The sequence below is a fragment of the Mesorhizobium sp. WSM4817 genome (assembly GCF_055811135.1).
This window is the reverse complement of record NZ_JBVVQQ010000056.1, coordinates 1-17080: the sequence shown is the minus strand read 5'-3', so window position 1 is coordinate 17080 and position 17080 is coordinate 1. Positions and strand designations below refer to the sequence as shown.

The window sequence follows — 17080 nt, the reverse complement described above, 5'->3', positions numbered from 1 at the left end:
TTTGGGACGGGCGGCTGGACGTCAATGGGCTATCGGGGTCGGATTGCTTGATGGAATTCACTGTCAACTCGCTGGATGAGGCCAATCGGCGGCGGCGCCCGTCGTATGTTCATCTCAAAATAGATCATAGAGGCGACGGCTCGTAGACCGAAAAGATTGCACTTGATATAGATCAAACTCATATCGAGGCTGCGCACTAGCTCTCATGTTCCCTGTCAAGGTTGAAGGCAAGAAGGCTCGCCTGCTTGGCAGGTTTGCCATGCAGTCGGATCGGCTGAAGCTCCACAGGGCTGGGGGTGGAGCTCAGAGACGACGGTTGATCATCATCCGCGGGTTGGTACCGCCTTTCCGTGTCTTCGTCTCGGAGCTGTCCTCGGTCTAGAGGGCGGGCGTCGGGCGCATCGGCTCGGCCACATAAACCAGCGACGGGAGTTCCCCACCGTGGCCCCGCCCCCAGCACTGTGCAGCGGGTTGGGTCGAGACCGGTTATGACGGCGCGACCTCTCGGCCGATGGCCCACAAGAAGGCGGCCCATCTCGCGTGCGATCGCAGCCACGACCACCGGCGGCTTCTTGCCGTTGGCGCTGAGGCGACGATAGCGGGCGCAGAGCCGGACCTGCCCCTTCCAGGCAATATCGCGGACAGCCTTGGGCAACCCCCTCGAGCCGCACTCTCAGGCCTCGCTGACCTTGGCGGGGTAGCGGTAAGTCCATGCCGCTTCGACCAGGGCGCGACGGGCGTGTCGATTGCCGGCGAGTGTAAGGCTCGACCGGCGAACCGTGTCACCGGTCGAGCGCTCCCCCGGGACGAGGCCGAAAAAGGCCATCGACTGCGGCGGCGTATCGAAGCGACGCACATCCCCAATATGGCGCGACAGCACCCGCACGAGCAAAAAGAGCCCGGCCTGCACGAGATCCAGCGTGTGCAGTCGGACGAGATGCCACCGCCCAGCACTATGCAATGCAAGTGGGGATGTTAGGTGAGCGTCCGGCCACAGCTGTGCAACACTGCGATGAGGCCGATTTCGGCGCCCAGATGTCTGGGATCGGCGGCGACCGTGCGTAGCGTCTCGGCCGCCGCCTTGAACAAGATCGTGTAGAGCGCCGTCTTGTTCTGGAAGGCGATCGCGGCGACCTTCGATCGGCAGCGTGAACACCACGTGGAAGTAGGGCACCGGCAGAAGCTCGTCCTGCCGCGCGGCGAGCCAGTCCCGGCAGGCCTGGCCTTGGCACTTGGGGCAATGCCGGTTGCGGAAGGAATTGTAGGCCACGCGGATCGCCCCGCAGGAGCGGCAGCCCTCGACATGACCGCCCAGTTCGGCGGTCCGGCATAGCTCGATTCGCTCATCGTGCGGCGCTCGACGCGCCCGAGATGGCCGTCATGGACCTGTCGATACGCCTCGCCATGGCGGCGAAAGATATCCGCCACCTCCAGTCTCGCCGGCATGGTCGGGGCCTGATCAGCCCGGCGGCACGACCTCGACGTTCAGCCGGTCGAGCGGGCTCGTCGTGCGCCGGATGAGGCCATTCGAGACCCTGGTGTAGCGCGCCGTGCTCGACAGGTTGTTGTGGCCGAGCAGCCACGAGTCATAATGCTGACTTTCTATGTCATTGAAAATCAAAGCGCTGTTGAGCCGGATCGGCTGTTAGCGGACGCTGCGGGGCGTTCTGCGCGCGATAGGCGACGATTTCCGCCGCCTTGAACGCCCAGGGCGCGCCATAACATATTTGCCGCCCTTTGATGATGCCAAGCCGGGCCATGCGCAGCGCCGTCATCACGCTCACATCCGTGATTTGCGCGGCAGCTTCAAGCGTAATCTCGCCGCGCTCAGCCCATTCGCTCGCGCGGTGGACGGCAATGCCGTAATGACTGCGGAACGAACAGATCCGCGCCTGGGTCCAGCCATTGCCTCGCCCGGTCGGCTTACCGGCTCGATTGAGGAGCCGCGCAATCTGATGGCCGGCATCAGGCGCGCAAGCTCCCGGACCAGCGTGAAAGTATCCTCGGGGACTGTCCAGCGATCCTTGCCGCCGGCGTTCAGGACACTATCCCTAAAAGTGCATCGATCTCGGCGCGCAGAGATTGCAAGGCCCCAAGGGAAAGCCGCAGCTCAGTCGATAGCTTGAAGTATCTCGCCGCCTCGCGCATCATCCACGCCGGTATGCAGGCAAGGGAGCCGTCATGCTGCGAAATGACCACCAACTCGGTTCCACGGTAGGCATAGCGCCTCAGAATAAGCACCGTCTCACCGCAGCGAGGATGAAATGGATAGTTAGATCCGCGGAAACCAGAACGATGAAATTCGCAGGGTGGGCATCGCTGCGCCGGCACTCGCTCGTCGTGGCTCTAGTCATTACGTGGTGCAAAGCATCAGAGCTAATTGCACCGCCTTCGCTTGAAACGACATCCCAGGTGTAGGCTTCCGAATCGAGGACCTTGTTGACCGCACTGAGGCCAGCTATGATCCCCGAATATGCGAGGGTGGGAAATCCCTCAGCGACGAAGATCTTTAGCTTCTGGTTGGTTGCCCATTTGTCCATTACTGCTCGCTCAAGAAATTTCTAAGGACCACGTTGCGCGGTAACTCGGGTTTGAAGCACAAGCTAAGCACGTAACTGATATTGCTGCCCGCCCAGTAGGCCTTCCAAGAAATGCCAAGCCGGCTGAGCGCTGCCTGACAGCGAAAACTACGGGGCTCCGGTCGACGCATGGGGGTGGTCAGGCAAATGGCGTAAGCTCTCGGTCGAACACTCTTTTGGCCGACGCCTCGCGCGCCGCATTCCTGATGTGATCTGGCAGCAAAATTGCCTTGCGCTCTGCCAGATCGAAATAGACGGATTTTATGTCGTCCGTCGCTGCCAGATTGTCGTTCGAGTCCAGCATCCTATGGCAGGTAGTCAAAGACTTGGTGCCGCATTCGAGAACGCTACTCACAACGCAGAAAAGGTCCCCTGACCTGAGCTCCCGCAGAAAATTTATACCGTGACGGACATCCGCCCAGCCCTCGTTCCTGGTTATTCGTGCTTCGAGCGAATAACCCAACGACCGAACCAGATGCCACATCGCTTGGTCGAATGCTGCCATATAATGCTGAACATTCATGTGGCCCATTGCGTCACATTGGAAAGGATAGACAACACCTGTGTAAGTTCGCATCGACAGACTCCTATTGCGAGCTTAGGTGAGACGCCGGGTGAGTTAAGGAAATCGCCGTTGGGCCGATGTTCTCGATGGCCCTACGAAGCCTCAAACAGCGCCGCCGCACCCATGCCGCCGCCCACGCACATGGTAACCACCACATTTCTGAAGTTCCTTCGCTTGGCTTCGAGCAAGCCATGTCCTGCCATGCGTGCGCCCGACATTCCATAGGGATGACCAATCGAGATGGCGCCTCCGTTGACGTTGAGCCGCTCCGACGGCAGGCCGAGCCTGTCGCGGCAATAGACCGTCTGCACGGCAAAGGCTTCATTGAGCTCCCAGAGATCAATGTCATCGACCGTGAGCCCGTGACGACTCAATAGCTTCGGCACCGCGAGAACTGGCCCGATCCCCATTTCGTCGGGTTCGCAGCCGACAACGGCCATGCCCCGGAAGAACCCGAGCGGCTCAAGTCCCCTTCGTTCCGCTTCCCTGCCGTCCATCACCACGCAGGCCGACGCGCCGTCCGACAGCTGGCTGGCATTGCCGGCGGTTATGCTGCCGTCTGGGTTCGAGACGGATTTTAATGCAGCCAGTTGGTCGAGGGTGGTCGTGGGCCTGTTGCCCTCGTCTCTATCCAGCGTGATGTTGACCTCTGCGGTCCCGGCGCCGGACTTGTCCCTGGTCCTCATGGTGACTTCGATCGGCACGATTTCCTTAGAGAAGCGTCCGGCAGCCTGGGCATCCGCGGTGCGCTTCTGGCTCTCTAATGCATAAAGGTCCTGGGCTTCGCGCGAAACACCGTAGCGGACCGCCACATTCTCCGCCGTGTCGATCATCCGCATCCAGATATCGGGCTTGTGGACGGAAAGCCATTCCTCCCGTTCGCTTACAGCATTCATAAAGGGTTCGACCAGGCTGATCGATTCGACACCGCCGGCGACCATGATATCCGCCTCGCCCAGCATGACCCGGTGAGACGCGAAGGCGATTGCCTGCAGGCCAGAGCTGCAGAGCCGGTTGACCGTCGCGCCTGAAACGCTGACAGGGAGGCCTGCACGAATCGCTGCAAGGCGCGCGATATTGCGGCCCGTCGCACCCTCCGGCATGCCGCAACCGAGGATCACGTCGTCGATGTCCTGGGGTGCCACACCGGCGCGTTCGACGCTGGCGCGGATCGCGTGCCCGGCAAGGGTTGCGCCATGCGTAGCGTTGAATGCACCGCGAAACGCCTTGCCGATCGGCGTGCGCGCAGTAGAAACGATAACCGCTTCCCTCATTTCTGACGTCTCCATGTGCTGAGCGCGATGCGCTCGTTCATCGCCCTGCGAAGCAATGTGGCCGGCACGAGGCCCGACTTGTCGAAAAGGCGCTCCATCTCGGAGACCAGGTTGGCGAGCCCGAAGCGGTCGGCCCAGAAAAGGGGGCCGCCAAGCTCCTTCGGGAATCCGAAGCCCGACGTCCAGATAACGTCGATGTCACTGCCACGCTCGACCAACCCCTCTTCCATGATGCGGCAGGCTTCGTTGACAATGGCGTGGAGGCATCGCGCGCGGATCTCCCTCTGCGGAATCGCGCGCCTTGCGATACCCATTTCGTCAGCCCGCCGCGCGAGCAGTTCCGAGATTTGCGTGTCGGGAAGTGGTTCGTGGCTGCCGTTTTCGTAGCGATACCAGCCAAGGCCGGATTTCTGTCCCAGCCGGCCCAGCGCGACGACGCGCTCCAGCAACGGCGTGGGGCGGCCCGCCTCCCGCGCCAGGCCAGGATTTTCCTGCGCCATTTTCAACGCCACGTCGTTTCCCGAAAGGTCATAGACCGCGAAGGGCCCCATTGCGAAGCCGAATTGATGCAGCGCAGCGTCGACATCCTGAGACTCGGCGCCTTCCTCCAAAAGCAGCGTCGCCTGGCGCAAGTAGGCGGCGAGCATGCGGTTGGCGGCGAACCCTGGACCGACCTTGACCGTAACGGCCACCTTGCGCAGAAGCTTGGCGATCACCATGCAGGTGGCGACAACCGCATCGTCGGTGCGTCGGCCGACGACGATTTCTACCAATCGCATCACATTCGCCGGGCTGAAGAAGTGCAAACCGACAACCCGCTCGGGATTGGGAACGTTGTCGGCTATCAGGTCGATGTCGAGGCTCGACGTGTTGCTGGCGAGGATAACGTCGCTGCTGCAGAACCTGCCGAGGCTTGTAAACAGCGCGCGTTTCGCGGCTATGCTCTCAACGATGGCTTCGACGACGAAATCGGCCGCCGCCGCGACTTCCAGCTGGTGGGAGAAGGCCAGCCGCTCGCCGAATTGTTGACGAGCCTGCGCATTGAGTCGGCCCCGTCGGACGGATGTCTCGAAGTGCTCGTCGAGGAGCTGCTTGGAATGCGCCATGCGCTCCGCATCCTGCTCAACGACAGTGACGCTTAGGCCTGCATCCAGGAATGCAAGGGTTATGCCCCGGCCCATGGCGCCGCCGCCAATGACCGCGACCTGGGACGGAATAGTGGGCTTAGCCGCCTCCGCGGACCTTCCCTGCCGCTCAGCCTTAAACAGGTAGGTGAGGCTTTGCGCCGCTGGTGACTTCAGGCAAAGTGCAAAATTATGCGCCTCCTGCTGGAGACCCCGATCGAAATCGAGGGATCGGGCGGCCTCTATCGCATCGGTCGCCTTCTTCACCGCGAAGCCGGGCTGGACGCGTTTGGATGGAACGAACTTGCCGACAGGAGTCGCAACGCTTCTCTCGCTTGTGCGCGCTTTGGGGCGAGCAGTAGTTTCCCCGGCGATAAACAGGGCCCGCTCCAGGGGCGACTCATCGACTATATCGGCGAGCCCGAGTTGCGCAGCCTGCAGGCCGGTAATGGATTCGCCCGAGGTTATCAGGGCGCATGCATTGTCGATGCCGATCAATCGGGGAAGACGCTGGGTGCCTCCCGCGCCTGGGATCAGGCCGAGCTTGATCTCCGGCAATCCCAGCGTAGCCGATTGCGACACGACCCGGAGGTCGCAGGCCATGGCGATCTCCAGGCCGCCGCCCAAACATATGCCCTCGATTGCCGCGATGACGAATTTGCCGCACCTGCCAACCCGTTCGACGAAAGCACGGACGGAAAGCCCCGGCGACACCTTATCCACATCGAGCATCTCGATATCCGCGCCGGCGCTAAAGTGCTTGCCGACGCCGGCAATGACAATAGAATGCACCTTCGGATCTCGTTCCAACCGGTCGAGTTCGGCCGCCAAGCGCGCTATGACGGGCGTGGCAAGGACGTTCATCGGAGAAGCTTCGATCAGCAGCAAGCCGATGCCCGGCATGACGGATGCAGCGCGAACTTCCTTGGCGCGCGGCGGCATCAGATCTTCTTGAACCACAGCGTCCTCCAGTCGCAGACCATCGCCGGCTTTTCCGAGCCTTCGAGTTCCACAGTATTACGCGTGGTGAGCAGTTTGCTGCCGTCCTTTCGCGGCTCCACCGACAACAGGCTGGTCAGCAGGCGAATGCGCGAGCCGACGGGCACCGGCTGGGTGAACCGCACCCGGTCCAGACCGTAATTCAGGGCTAGGTCGAGGCTCGGATCGGCGACACCCATCTCGTGCCAGAACTGCGTGAGCAGCGACAGGACGAGGAAACCCTGGACGATCGTGCCCTTGTAGACCGTCTCGCTCGCGCGCTTCGGATCGATGTGCATCCAGTCGTCATCAAGGGTCGCCTTCGCGAATGTATCGACTTGCATCTGGTCGATCTCGAGCCATTTCGACGCGCCGATGCTCTTGCCGACGAAAGAATCGGCGCTCTCGAATGAGAAAGGCACGGTCTCCTGCGGAACGGTCATTTCTGTTCTCCGCGTTTCTGATGTCCCCGGTTTTCGTCGACCCCCGCGAGTTCCTCGACCCCCGCGAGTTCCTCGACATTGAACATGTGGTTGGCGGCGAGGAGACTGTTTGCGAAACGAAGCCGTTCCGCTGGCGGATCCTGCGCATAGACGGCGCGATACCAGAGCACCGACAGGACTTCGGCCGCGTGATCATTCGAGGCGACCAGGGCCACGAGCCGGGGATCCTTAACCACGTAGATCAACCGCAAGAGTTCATCGACCATGGCGGCCAGCCCGTAGCCGACCAGTTGCAGAAGCTCGCGTTCGATCTTCTTGTTCAGGCGACGCGTCATGCCGTCGGCGAATATTCGGGAGAACCGGTGGTTGGTTTCGTTCCACAGCGCCTGGAAGTCACTGTCGATATCGCAGAGCTGCTGCAGGCAGCGTAGCAATCCTGCATTGGAGCTGTAGACCCGCACATATTGCGTAATCTTCGCCAGCACCGTGGAGAACGGATCGGAGCCGCCGATGGCCAGTCGGTTTTGGTCGTCAAGGAACGTGACCAGCTCGGTCATTAGTTCGACCGTGATGGCCTTCTTGTCCAGGAAGTATGTGTAGAACGTCCCCACCGCCACATCCGCGCCTCGCGCGATGTCGGGAATGCGGGCATCCAAATAGCCGATCTGCTCCAGGACGTCGATCGCACCGAGCTTTAGCCGAAGGCGTGTCCTGTCGCCTTTGGGAGCACTGGCGGTCTCCTCGACGAGTTTGGCGACATGATCTCGAAAACGCAAAAGGCACCTCTTTTGATTGGACCGCGGGAACCGTTGCTTCGCGGGCCCCTTGACAGCTGCTGGCAAAGACGAATAATTGAAATTGAATTCAACGTCAATTCCTAAGGACGATCTTAAACCCATGTTTCGAGTAAGCATCCCACAGCCGAATGCCGGGCCGGAGGCTCTACGCCGCCGCGTGGAGACGGCTCTATTGCCAAACAACCTCTTTGAGCTGCTCGAGACCTGCGCGTCGGATTCCGCCGACAGAATCGCGATGGATTTCTTCGAAGACGGTCGACAGATCACCTATGGCGACTTTGCGGCGGATGCGAATCAGGCGGCGCAGGGACTGAAGGGGCTAGGGGTCCGCAAGGCGAACAGGGTCGCACTAATGACGCCCAATATCCTCGAAAACCTCGTCGCCTGGTTCGCCCTGCTCAAGCTCGGTGCCGTCACCGTGCCGATCAACCCCAACTCCACTACGCGCGAAATCGATTTCGTGCTGGGGGATTCAGGTGCCGATATCCTGATCACGGTCGAGGACCTGCACGAGAAGCTGCTGGCGTGCGAATCCATGCCGAAGCTCCGTGCGACGGTGACGATCGGCGCAAGTGCCCTGCCCGGCGGAGTGAGCTGGTCCAAACTCCTGGTGGACAGCGGTAACGGAATTGATAACGAGTCGGTGCAGACAGGCGATCTCGCCAATATCCAGTACACGTCGGGGACGACGGGCTTTCCGAAGGGCTGCCTGCTGACGCATGAATATTGGCTGAAGCTCGGCTGGGTAGTCGCCGAGGAAATCGAGACCCCGCTCGACAAGCTCCTGGTTCCACAACCGCTTTTCTACATGGAGCCTTTGTACGTCCTAGTCATGTCCATGTTCAACCGCGCAACCTTCTACTGCGCTCGGCGCATCAGCTCGACGCGGCTGCTCGACTGGATCAAGACCCTCGGCATCAACTACTGCAATTTCCCGGAACTCGTGCTGCGGCAGCCGCAAAAGGCCGACGATCGCGAGAACGAGCTTAGATTCGTCCATGGCTTCGGCATCAATCCCGCCCGCCGACAGGAGATTGAGGACCGGTTCGGCACCATCGCGCGGGAGGCCTATGGTACGACGGAGCTGGGCGCCGTGCTTTATGTGCCGCGTGCCGCGACCGAAAAGGCGAAGGGTGCCACCTGCGGCATTCCCGCTCCGTTTCGCGAAGTTAAGATCCTGCGTCCCGACAACCAACCGGCTGCCGCCGGCGAACTCGGGGAGCTCTGGGTTCGCGGACCTGGCATCTCGCTCGGCTACAACAACCGGCCCGATGCAACCGAACGCGCGCATGTCGATGGCTGGTTCCGTACCGGCGACCTCTTCACCATGGACGAGGAGGGCTGGTACAGGTTTGAGGGGCGCCTCAATGACGTCATTCGCCGAAGCAGCGAGTTCATTTCGGCCTATGAGGTCGAGCATGTGATTTCGAAGCTCGAAGCGGTACGCCAGGTCGCAATCGTCAGCGTTGCCGACGACCGGCGCGGAGAAGAAGTCAGGGCCTGCATCGTCCTCGGCGACGAAGCCGCCCCCGACACGCTGCCGCCCGCGACGATCGCCGCGCACTGCGCCACCGCGCTGGCCCCCTTCAAGGTGCCGCGCTTCATCACCTACCTGCCAGCGCTTCCGATGACAGCGAATGGCGATAAGGTCGACAAGCCCCGCTTGCAGCAGGTCATCTTGTCGACGAATCCGGCCACCTTCGATCGCGAGACGTCGCAATGGTCATGAAGCGAGTCATCGACGGCAGTACCCGCACTGCCGTTCCCAGCCCTCGCCGTAGTGGTCGCGCTGCTCGTTTTCCTACTGGCCTTCGTCCTAGCCTATTCGTTCTGGATCGGGCCCAGCGCCGGCCCCGAGATCCCCGATTTGGATTGCGTGCATCCGCATGTTGTCTCGCCGGAGGAATAGCGCCATGACTTCACCGACTCTGGCCTTGGTCAAGGTCGACGCGCACAACTGGGAAGCCTGTGCCTGGCTCAAGGTTCAGGAGCGCCAGACGGCTTTCGTGTTCACGGCCGCCTTCTCGCTCGCCCAATGTGCCTACGTGCCGGAGCTCCTGCCCTTAGCCGTCGAGGTCGACGAGCGCGTGGTCGGCCATATCGTCCTCAAGCCGGACGACGAAACGAGCTGGATCCACCGTGTCATCATCGGGGCGGACCATCAGGGCCACGGCTATGGACGAGCCGCCGTCGAAGCTGCGATCGCTCTCCTCGTCGAGACGACCGCCTGCCGCGAGATCATGCTGGCGGTCACGCCGGGAAACGAAACGGCCACACGCCTCTATCGTTCGCTCGGTTTCGTCGCGACGGGAGAATTCAAGGACGGCGATGCCGTTTATCGCCTCGCGCTCAACCGCAAGTCCTTACAGGCAATTTCATGAAGACCGTCTATTCCGACAAACACCGGCTGCACCAGCCGCGCCATTTTCTGAACAGCCGCTTCGATATTCCGAATCCGGAAGTGCCCGAACGCGCCGATATCCTGCTCAAGGCGGCCAGAGCTGCGGGCTGTGAAGTCGTCCCGCCGAAGGATTACGGCCCCGGCAAGCGGGAGGCTGTCCACGACGCCGACTATCTAAAGTTTCTCGAGACCAGTTGGGCCAGGTGGCAACATGTGGATCCCAACGCGGTCGAGATCATCCCGAATGTGCATGCGGTCGGTCGCGGGCGCGGCGCCTATCCGCTGGCGGTTGAAGGCCAAGCGGGGTTTCACCTGACCAATGCCGCCTGCCCGATCTCGGCGCATACGTTCGAGGCGGCCTGCGAGAGCGCCAATGTCGCAGCCACTGCGGCGCATCTCGTTCTCGAAGGCGAGCGCTATGTCTATGCCCTTTGCCGGCCACCGGGGCACCACGCATCGAGCAATACCGCATCTGGATTCTGCTACCTTAACAATTCGGCGATTGCAGCCGCCATCCTTCGAAGCCGATACGATCGCGTCGCCATCCTGGATATCGACCTGCATCACGGGGACGGCACGCAGGAGATCTTCTATGAGCGCGGCGATGTTCTGACGATCTCCATCCATGCCGATCCGCAGCGCTTCTATCCGTTCTTTTCGGGCTATGCATCGGAAGTCGGCCATGGCGAGGGAGAAGGCGCCAACCTCAATATTCCGCTCGAACGCGGCTCGGGCGACGAGGCATACCTGCGAGGGCTCGAGATTGCGATAGGCGTAATCAATCGCTTCTCGGCATCCGCCCTGGTTTTGGCCATGGGTCTCGATGCGTCGGAAGAAGACCCGTTCGGTGGGCTGAAGGTTACCGGCGGCGGATTTTCGCGAATTGGCGAGATGGTCGGCAGTGCCGGCCTGCCCACCGTGCTCGTCCAGGAGGGAGGCTATGTCTACCCCTCGCTAGGAGCAAATCTGATCCGCCTGCTGCACGGATTCGAAGAGACACAGGCCGCTCTGGGCGTGAGGGCAATATGAGCAAGAGTTATGATGCAATCATCGTGGGAGCCGGTCACAACGGCCTCGTCAACGCGTGTTATCTCGCCAAGGCGGGGTTATCGGTTCTCGTCATCGAGAAGAACGACTGGGTCGGGGGCGCGGCCACAAGCCGTTCGCATTACCCGGGCTTCGTATATTCCAATTGCTCCTACGTGTGCAGCCTGCTACGCCCGGAAATCATTCGCGACCTCGATCTGCCGCGTCATGGCCTGCAGATCCTTCCTTTCGAAGGCGGCGCTGTCCTGACCCAGGACGGGGACGCGCTTGCGAGCTACCGCAACCACGACGCGCATCGGCGCGAACTCGAACGCTTTTCCCTAAAGGACGCCGAGGCCTACGAACGCTATGCGGCCGACTTGATCCGCCAGTGCCGTTTCATCCAGCCGATGCTGATGCGCACGCCGCCAGATCCAACTTCGTTCCGCCCACGCGACGTTTCCGAACTGCTCTATATCGGCAAGAAGCTGCACGACCTGACCGAACGCGAAATATGCGACATGATGCGGTTCTGGACCATGTCGATCTCGGATTTCCTCGACGAATATTTCGAGACGGAGGTTCTAAAGGCGAAGCTGTCGATTTCAGGCATTATCGGCACGGCGCTGGGGCCGATGTCGGCTGGAACGGCCTATGTTCTCCTCCATCACTACATGGGCGAAGTCGACGGAACGATCGGTGCCTGGGGCTATGCCCGCGGCGGCATGGGCGCGATCACGCAGGCGCTGGCGCAATCGCTCCAGTCCTATGGCGGCGAGATCCGGCTAAACGCCGGCCTCGACAAGTTCCTGGTGCGCGGCGGCCGTACCGTCGGCGTGGTTCTGGAAAACGGCGAGGAGGTCCGGTCCCGGATCGTCGTCTCGAACATGGACGCCAAGCGGACCTTCCTCAAACATGTCGACGAGAAGGAGCTGCCGGACACATTCCTCAAGAAGGTGCGCAACTACAAGATCCGCGGCTCGTCCGGCAAGGTCAACATCGCGCTCGACGGGCTGCCGACATTCCGCGCCCTGCCTAAAGGATCGCCCTGTATCAAGGGCGACCTGCATTTCACCGATACGGTCGAACGAATGGAGCGGGCCTATGACGACTGGAAGGCCGGCAAATGGTCGGCCGATCCTTTCATCGACTTGATGATCCCCACTACCGTCGATCCGACAATGGCGCCGCCGGGAAAGCATTTCATGAGCTGCTTCGTGCAATATTGCCCGCCTAAGGTGGAGGGCCGGGAATGGACCGACGCCGATCGCGACGCCTTCGCCGAGACCGTGGTCAGCCAGATTGCCGACTATTCCGACGATTTCCGCTCCAAGATCCTGCATATGGAGGTTCGCACTCCGCGCGAGATCGAGGCCGAGGTCGGCCTGACCGAAGGCAACATCTTCCAGGGCGAACTGACCTTCGACCAGATTCTGTTCAATCGCCCGATCCCCGGGTATGCCCAGTACAGGGCCCCGATCTCCGGCCTATATATGTGCGGATCGTCGACCCATCCCGGCGGCGGCGTCATGGGCGCTCCCGGCCGCAATGCGGCGAAAGAAATTCTCAGCGACCTGAAGCGGAACACAACTGTGGTAAGTGATGCCTATGCGATCCTTTGATATCATCGTAATTGGCGCCGGCCACAACAGCCTCGCATGCGCCACTGTGCTGGCCAAGTCGAAGCACCGGGTCCTGGTGCTCGAGGCCGGCCCCGAGATCGGCGGCGCGGCGCGAACGGCAGAGTTCGCGCCGGGCTACAAGGTCTCTCCAGTCGCCCATATCGTCAACCAGATCGATCCCGCCGTCATCGCCGCGCTCGATCTCGGACGTCACGGCCTAGAGCTTTCCCCGGCCATACTGCCGACCACACTACTCTCGCCGGACGGCCGCAATCTGGTGATGCGGGGCGGCTTCGGCGATACGATTGACGGCGACTTGTCGAAGGCCGATCTCACCGCATGGCGGGAGCTGCGCGCCAAGCTTCTCAAGCTGGCCGACACGCTCGGACGCATGCTGTCCGAAACGCCGCCACGCCTGAAGAACGGTGAACTCACGGACTGGATGACGCTCGGAAAACTGGGCCTTTCGATCCGAGGGCTGGGTCGCGAGAGGATGCGCGAACTGCTGCGCATGATTCTGATGAATATCGCCGACGTCCTCGAGGAAGAGATCGAGGACGATCGCCTGAATGGCGCGCTCGCCTTCGACGCCGTGCTGGGCAACCATTTCGGACCCCGCTCGCCGAACACGCTCCTGACCCTGCTCTACCGGCTCGCCGGCCAGGTTGCGGGTGTCCAGGGCGCCGTCGCTGTGCCCAACGGCGGAATGGGCGCGGTCGCCAAGGCTTTCCATGCGGCCGCCACAGTCGCCGGCGTCACGGTCGAGACCAATGTCAAGGTCCACAAGATCCTGATTGAGGACCACCGTGTCACCGGCGTGCTGACGGGCCCCGGCGAGAAGATCGCCGCGAAACTCGTAGTATCAGGCACCGATCCCCGTCAGACCCTGCTCGACCTCGTCGGTCCGAGACATCTCGACACCGAGTTCGTCCGCCGCGTCCGGAATTTCCGCGCGAGGGGCAATGTGGCGCGCATCCACATCGCGCTGAACGGCATGCCGCGCTTCAACGACGTGGAGGGCAACGGCATGGCCGGCCGCTTTCTCGTCGCGCCCGGCATCAACGCGCTCGAAAAGGCTTTCGATGCCTCCAAATACGGCCGCTTCTCGCCCAATCCGGCGCTGGAGATCGTCGTCCCGACCGTGACCGATCAGAGCTTTGCTCCGGCGGGGCATCACGTCCTGTCCATCAACGCCATCTATGCGCCGTATGCCTTGAAGGGCGGATGGAATGAGGAGCAGTGTGCTGGCTTCCTGGAAAGCGTTCTCGCAACGCTGGATACCGTTTCCGCGGGCCTGCGCCAGCAGATCGTCGGCACCGAAGTCCTGACCCCGGCGGATCTCGAGGCGCGCTACTGCCTGCCGGGCGGTCACTGGCATCACGGCGAACTCGCGGTGGACCAGATGTTCATGCTCCGGCCGGTACCCGAGACGGCGCAATACGAGACTCCGCTCAAGGGCCTGTGGCTCTGCGGCGCCGGCAGCCATCCCGGCGGCGGGATCAGGGGCCTCGCCGGCCTTAATGCAGCAAAGCGAATCCTCAAACAGAGGGCCGTGTGATGATAAGCGCCGATCAGATCCACAAATCCTTTCCTCGCGATCATTACCGCAAGCCGTTGAAGGAGACCCCGTTCTACCCGCGCATCTCCGAGCTCTCGACGACGCATGATTGGCACGGCTGGGCCGGCTATCTAGCCGCCGGTGTGATCGCCGATGAGTCGACGGAGTATTTCTCGATCCGCAATTCGACGTCGGTCTTCGACATCACGCCAATGGTGAAATACCGGATCACCGGTCCCGACTCGGCCGCCCTGCTCGACAAGATGACCCTGCGCGACATCACGAAACTCGCACCGGGACGGGTGCAATATACAGCTTGGTGCAACGACGACGGCAAGGTAGTCGACGACGGAACGATCTTCCGTCGCAGCGCCGACGAATTCATGCTGTTCTGCCAGGAGCGGCATTTCGCTTGGCTTTGCGACAGCGCGGTCGGCTTCGACGTCTCAGTCGGCGATGTCAGCGAGGATTATGCCGGCCTTTCCGTCCAGGGACCGACGTCCTGCACCGTCCTGAAGGAGGCCGGCTTTACCGGCATCGAGACATTGAAGCCCTTCGGCATCCGTGATTTTGTGATCGACGGCGCAACGATCATGATGTCGCGCACCGGATTCACTGGTGACCTCGGCTATGAGCTGGTCCTGTCGCCGGAAAATGCGCTTGGCCTCTGGGACAGGCTGTTCGATGCCGGCTCGCTCTACGGCATCACGTCGATCGGCAGCAACGCCCTCAACCTCGCGCGGCTCGAAGCCGGGTTCATCGTGACGAATTCGGATTTCGTCAGCGCAACCAGGGCGATTCGGGCCGAACGCCGTCGCTCGCCCTTCGAGATTGGGCTCGGCTGGATGATCGCCTTCGACAAGGCCGCGCATTTCACCGGACGAACGGCTCTGCTCCGCGAACGCGACAGCGGCAGTTCGCGCTACTCGCTCGTCGGCCTAGACACGGAAGGCAACGTGCCGGCGGTCGATTCCCTCGTCTACCTGAACGGCAACAAGGAGATCGGCCATATCACCGCCGCGGCATGGTCTCCCACCGCCAAGCGCAACATCGCTATCGCCTCGCTCCAGAGCAAATATATCGGCAAGGCCAACGACAATCTCTGGGTCGAGATCTACACGCTCCGCGAACTCGTATGGCGAAAGCTGAAGGTCCGGACCACGATCGTCGATCGCCCCTTCTTCACCCACAAGCGCCGTTCGGCGACCCCGCCCGCCGCCTTCTAGGCGGACCGGGCGGGATGCTGCCGGATGCGCTGCGAGGCGGCGGACTGCCGCCCCGTCCCCACCCTTGCTCCTCCGCTGGCGCAGCCGCATGGGCGAGGAGCGGATCGTGGCGCTGTTGCAGGAAAGCCTCAGCCTTGCGGTCAAGACCGGGGCGATGAAGCCCGGCGACACGCGCCAGGTGATCGTCGACACCACCATGCAGCCGAAGAACGTCATGTTCCCGACCGACGCCAAGCTCATCCACCGGGCGCGCGAGCGGCTGGTGCGGCTGGCCAAGAGGAAGGGGCTCCATTTGCGCCAGAGCTATGTGCGGGTCTCCAAGCTGGCGCTGATCAGCCACCAGCGTTATGCCCACGCCAAGCAGTTCAAGCGGGCCACACGCTGAAGCGCTCCAAGGGCGGCCAGTTCGCCCTGCATGCAAAAGCACTGCCCGGCAATCCCTATGACGGCCACACGCTGGCAAGCGTCATCCCCGACATGGAAAAGATCATCAGCAACGAGATCGGCCGCATTCTCGCCGACGCCGGCTATCGCGGCCACAACGCACCGCAGAGCCACAAGTTCAGGGTCTTCACCAGCGGCCAGAAACGCCGCGTCACCCCGGCCATCAAGCGCCAGATGCGCCGCCGCTCCGGCATCGAGCCCGTCATCGGCCACATCAAGGCCAAGCATCGGATGGGCCGCAACTACCTCGCCGGCCGGCAGGGCGACGCCCTCAACGCCATCCTGGCCGCCCCCGGCTACAACTTCTCCCTCCTGCTCAACTGGTTCAGGCAGCTTTTGTGGCTTCTCATCGCAGCCCTCCAAAGTCAGCCAAACGAGGCCTGACCAATCTCATTGTTCACGGTCGACTCCTCCGGCGGCAGCAAGCCGAATTCGCGTAAACCCATGAAAGGGATGATCTGTCATTTCCATCGAACAATGAGAATCGCTGTCGAATGATTTCAGACGCTTGTGCCGACGCGCGGAAAACATCTAGAATCCGCACGGGCGAAAGACCAGTTGCGACTGACCGTCGTCCGGCCAGTGATCATCGCGAGCGACTTGCCGACGAAGCGTTGGCTGAGCCGTACCGGGCCAACTCATGTGAGCGCCGCCACGGAAGGCCCGCATCGTCCAGGTCTTTGCATCATCCGACATATGCCGGCGCCTTCTACGGTGACGTGGATGGCCCCGGCCGGGCGGCGGGGTCTCTCAGATCGACAGGGATACGGCCGACTGACGGTTCGCCATGCCCAACCTGAATCCGATTATATGGACTGCGAGCGTTTTAGGACCAACCAAGAGCGTCTCTCCACCAACGCCCAGGCCTGCGGAGCAGCGCCGCGCCGGGCCGATCTGCGGAGGATACGCCTTGCTCTAGAGCGGGATGAATTTAGGTTGGCGCATAGCCGGCCTCGATGAAGTAACTTCTGCATTCGGTTGACGTGACAGTGCCGAGGATTTGGCCGATGGCGTCACAGACGGTCTCGACCGTTCGCCTGGCA

The 17080-nt window shown here is 61.8% G+C and carries 14 protein-coding genes and 3 pseudogenes; 7 read left to right on the top strand and 10 right to left on the bottom strand.

Annotated features, from left to right (window positions below; translation table 11 throughout):
- Positions 1 to 673: 673 nt before the first annotated feature.
- The 10 genes and pseudogenes from AC0L2K_RS33925 to AC0L2K_RS33880 all read right to left on the bottom strand — a co-directional run bounded on the left by AC0L2K_RS33925 (position 674) and on the right by AC0L2K_RS33880 (position 7862).
- Positions 674 to 826 carry a transposase gene (locus AC0L2K_RS33925; RefSeq protein ID WP_473533527.1) on the bottom strand — a complete coding sequence of 51 codons (153 nt, stop codon included), beginning with the start codon at positions 824 to 826 and terminating at the stop codon, positions 674 to 676.
- A gap of 42 nt (positions 827 to 868) precedes the next feature.
- Positions 869 to 1446, bottom strand: a pseudogene (locus tag AC0L2K_RS33920) (IS91 family transposase); the annotation flags it as partial.
- 13 nt (positions 1447 to 1459) lie between these two features.
- Positions 1460 to 1579, bottom strand: a pseudogene (locus tag AC0L2K_RS33915) (tyrosine-type recombinase/integrase); the annotation flags it as partial.
- A gap of 28 nt (positions 1580 to 1607) precedes the next feature.
- On the bottom strand, positions 1608 to 1775 hold the full coding sequence (locus AC0L2K_RS33910) for a hypothetical protein (RefSeq protein WP_473533526.1): 168 nt from the start codon (positions 1773 to 1775) through the stop codon (positions 1608 to 1610).
- Between the two features lie 453 nt (positions 1776 to 2228).
- On the bottom strand, positions 2229 to 2540 hold the full coding sequence (locus AC0L2K_RS33905; RefSeq protein ID WP_473533525.1) for a hypothetical protein: 312 nt from the start codon (positions 2538 to 2540) through the stop codon (positions 2229 to 2231).
- Between the two features lie 178 nt (positions 2541 to 2718).
- Positions 2719 to 3156 carry an acyl-CoA thioesterase gene (locus AC0L2K_RS33900; RefSeq protein WP_473533524.1) on the bottom strand — a complete coding sequence of 146 codons (438 nt, stop codon included), beginning with the start codon at positions 3154 to 3156 and terminating at the stop codon, positions 2719 to 2721.
- Positions 3157 to 3236: 80 nt separating this feature from the next.
- Positions 3237 to 4418 (bottom strand): acetyl-CoA C-acyltransferase, encoded by a 1182-nt coding sequence (locus AC0L2K_RS33895; RefSeq protein ID WP_473533523.1) that lies wholly within the window; start codon positions 4416 to 4418, stop codon positions 3237 to 3239.
- Positions 4415 to 6484 carry a 3-hydroxyacyl-CoA dehydrogenase NAD-binding domain-containing protein gene (locus AC0L2K_RS33890; protein ID WP_473533522.1) on the bottom strand — a complete coding sequence of 690 codons (2070 nt, stop codon included), beginning with the start codon at positions 6482 to 6484 and terminating at the stop codon, positions 4415 to 4417. The genes AC0L2K_RS33895 and AC0L2K_RS33890 overlap by 4 nt, the downstream gene beginning before the upstream one ends.
- Positions 6484 to 6963 (bottom strand): MaoC family dehydratase, encoded by a 480-nt coding sequence (locus tag AC0L2K_RS33885; protein WP_473533521.1) that lies wholly within the window; start codon positions 6961 to 6963, stop codon positions 6484 to 6486. Before AC0L2K_RS33885 ends, AC0L2K_RS33890 begins: the two co-directional genes overlap by 1 nt.
- On the bottom strand, positions 6960 to 7862 hold the full coding sequence (locus tag AC0L2K_RS33880; RefSeq protein ID WP_473533520.1) for a TetR/AcrR family transcriptional regulator: 903 nt from the start codon (positions 7860 to 7862) through the stop codon (positions 6960 to 6962). The genes AC0L2K_RS33885 and AC0L2K_RS33880 overlap by 4 nt, the downstream gene beginning before the upstream one ends.
- A gap of 70 nt (positions 7863 to 7932) precedes the next feature.
- Here AC0L2K_RS33880 and AC0L2K_RS33875 point away from each other — a divergent pair, with 70 nt between their 5' ends.
- From AC0L2K_RS33875 to AC0L2K_RS33845, 7 genes and pseudogenes are all read left to right on the top strand, one after another.
- Positions 7933 to 9489 (top strand): class I adenylate-forming enzyme family protein, encoded by a 1557-nt coding sequence (locus tag AC0L2K_RS33875; RefSeq protein WP_473533519.1) that lies wholly within the window; start codon positions 7933 to 7935, stop codon positions 9487 to 9489.
- A gap of 184 nt (positions 9490 to 9673) precedes the next feature.
- Positions 9674 to 10141 carry a GNAT family N-acetyltransferase gene (locus AC0L2K_RS33870; protein WP_473533518.1) on the top strand — a complete coding sequence of 156 codons (468 nt, stop codon included), beginning with the start codon at positions 9674 to 9676 and terminating at the stop codon, positions 10139 to 10141.
- Positions 10138 to 11190 (top strand): histone deacetylase family protein, encoded by a 1053-nt coding sequence (locus AC0L2K_RS33865; protein WP_473533517.1) that lies wholly within the window; start codon positions 10138 to 10140, stop codon positions 11188 to 11190. Before AC0L2K_RS33870 ends, AC0L2K_RS33865 begins: the two co-directional genes overlap by 4 nt.
- Complete coding sequence (locus AC0L2K_RS33860) at positions 11187 to 12809, top strand: phytoene desaturase family protein (RefSeq protein WP_473533516.1); 1623 nt, start codon at positions 11187 to 11189, stop codon at positions 12807 to 12809. Before AC0L2K_RS33865 ends, AC0L2K_RS33860 begins: the two co-directional genes overlap by 4 nt.
- A complete protein-coding gene (locus AC0L2K_RS33855) occupies positions 12796 to 14367 on the top strand; it encodes a phytoene desaturase family protein (RefSeq protein WP_473533515.1) in 1572 nt (523 codons plus the stop codon). The genes AC0L2K_RS33860 and AC0L2K_RS33855 overlap by 14 nt, the downstream gene beginning before the upstream one ends.
- Entirely contained in the window at positions 14367 to 15593 is a 1227-nt protein-coding gene (locus tag AC0L2K_RS33850) for an aminomethyl transferase family protein (RefSeq protein WP_473533514.1), read from the top strand. Before AC0L2K_RS33855 ends, AC0L2K_RS33850 begins: the two co-directional genes overlap by 1 nt.
- A 67-nt stretch (positions 15594 to 15660) precedes the next feature.
- Positions 15661 to 16421 (top strand): annotated as a pseudogene (locus tag AC0L2K_RS33845) (transposase); the annotation flags it as partial.
- Positions 16422 to 17080 lie beyond the last annotated feature (659 nt).

Bases quoted from the DNA above. Each gene is read 5' to 3' on its own strand.
- AC0L2K_RS33925 (WP_473533527.1), bottom strand. From the start codon at position 826: ATGGCCTTTTTCGGCCTCGTCCCGGGGGAGCGCTCGACCGGTGACACG.
- AC0L2K_RS33910 (WP_473533526.1), bottom strand. From the start codon at position 1,775: ATGACGGCGCTGCGCATGGCCCGGCTTGGCATCATCAAAGGGCGGCAA.
- AC0L2K_RS33905 (WP_473533525.1), bottom strand. From the start codon at position 2,540: ATGGACAAATGGGCAACCAACCAGAAGCTAAAGATCTTCGTCGCTGAG.
- AC0L2K_RS33900 (WP_473533524.1), bottom strand. From the start codon at position 3,156: ATGCGAACTTACACAGGTGTTGTCTATCCTTTCCAATGTGACGCAATG.
- AC0L2K_RS33895 (WP_473533523.1), bottom strand. From the start codon at position 4,418: ATGAGGGAAGCGGTTATCGTTTCTACTGCGCGCACGCCGATCGGCAAG.
- AC0L2K_RS33890 (WP_473533522.1), bottom strand. From the start codon at position 6,484: ATGCCGCCGCGCGCCAAGGAAGTTCGCGCTGCATCCGTCATGCCGGGC.
- AC0L2K_RS33885 (WP_473533521.1), bottom strand. From the start codon at position 6,963: ATGACCGTTCCGCAGGAGACCGTGCCTTTCTCATTCGAGAGCGCCGAT.
- AC0L2K_RS33880 (WP_473533520.1), bottom strand. From the start codon at position 7,862: ATGGGTTTAAGATCGTCCTTAGGAATTGACGTTGAATTCAATTTCAAT.
- AC0L2K_RS33870 (WP_473533518.1), top strand. From the start codon at position 9,674: ATGACTTCACCGACTCTGGCCTTGGTCAAGGTCGACGCGCACAACTGG.
- AC0L2K_RS33865 (WP_473533517.1), top strand. From the start codon at position 10,138: ATGAAGACCGTCTATTCCGACAAACACCGGCTGCACCAGCCGCGCCAT.
- AC0L2K_RS33860 (WP_473533516.1), top strand. From the start codon at position 11,187: ATGAGCAAGAGTTATGATGCAATCATCGTGGGAGCCGGTCACAACGGC.
- AC0L2K_RS33855 (WP_473533515.1), top strand. From the start codon at position 12,796: ATGCGATCCTTTGATATCATCGTAATTGGCGCCGGCCACAACAGCCTC.
- AC0L2K_RS33850 (WP_473533514.1), top strand. From the start codon at position 14,367: ATGATAAGCGCCGATCAGATCCACAAATCCTTTCCTCGCGATCATTAC.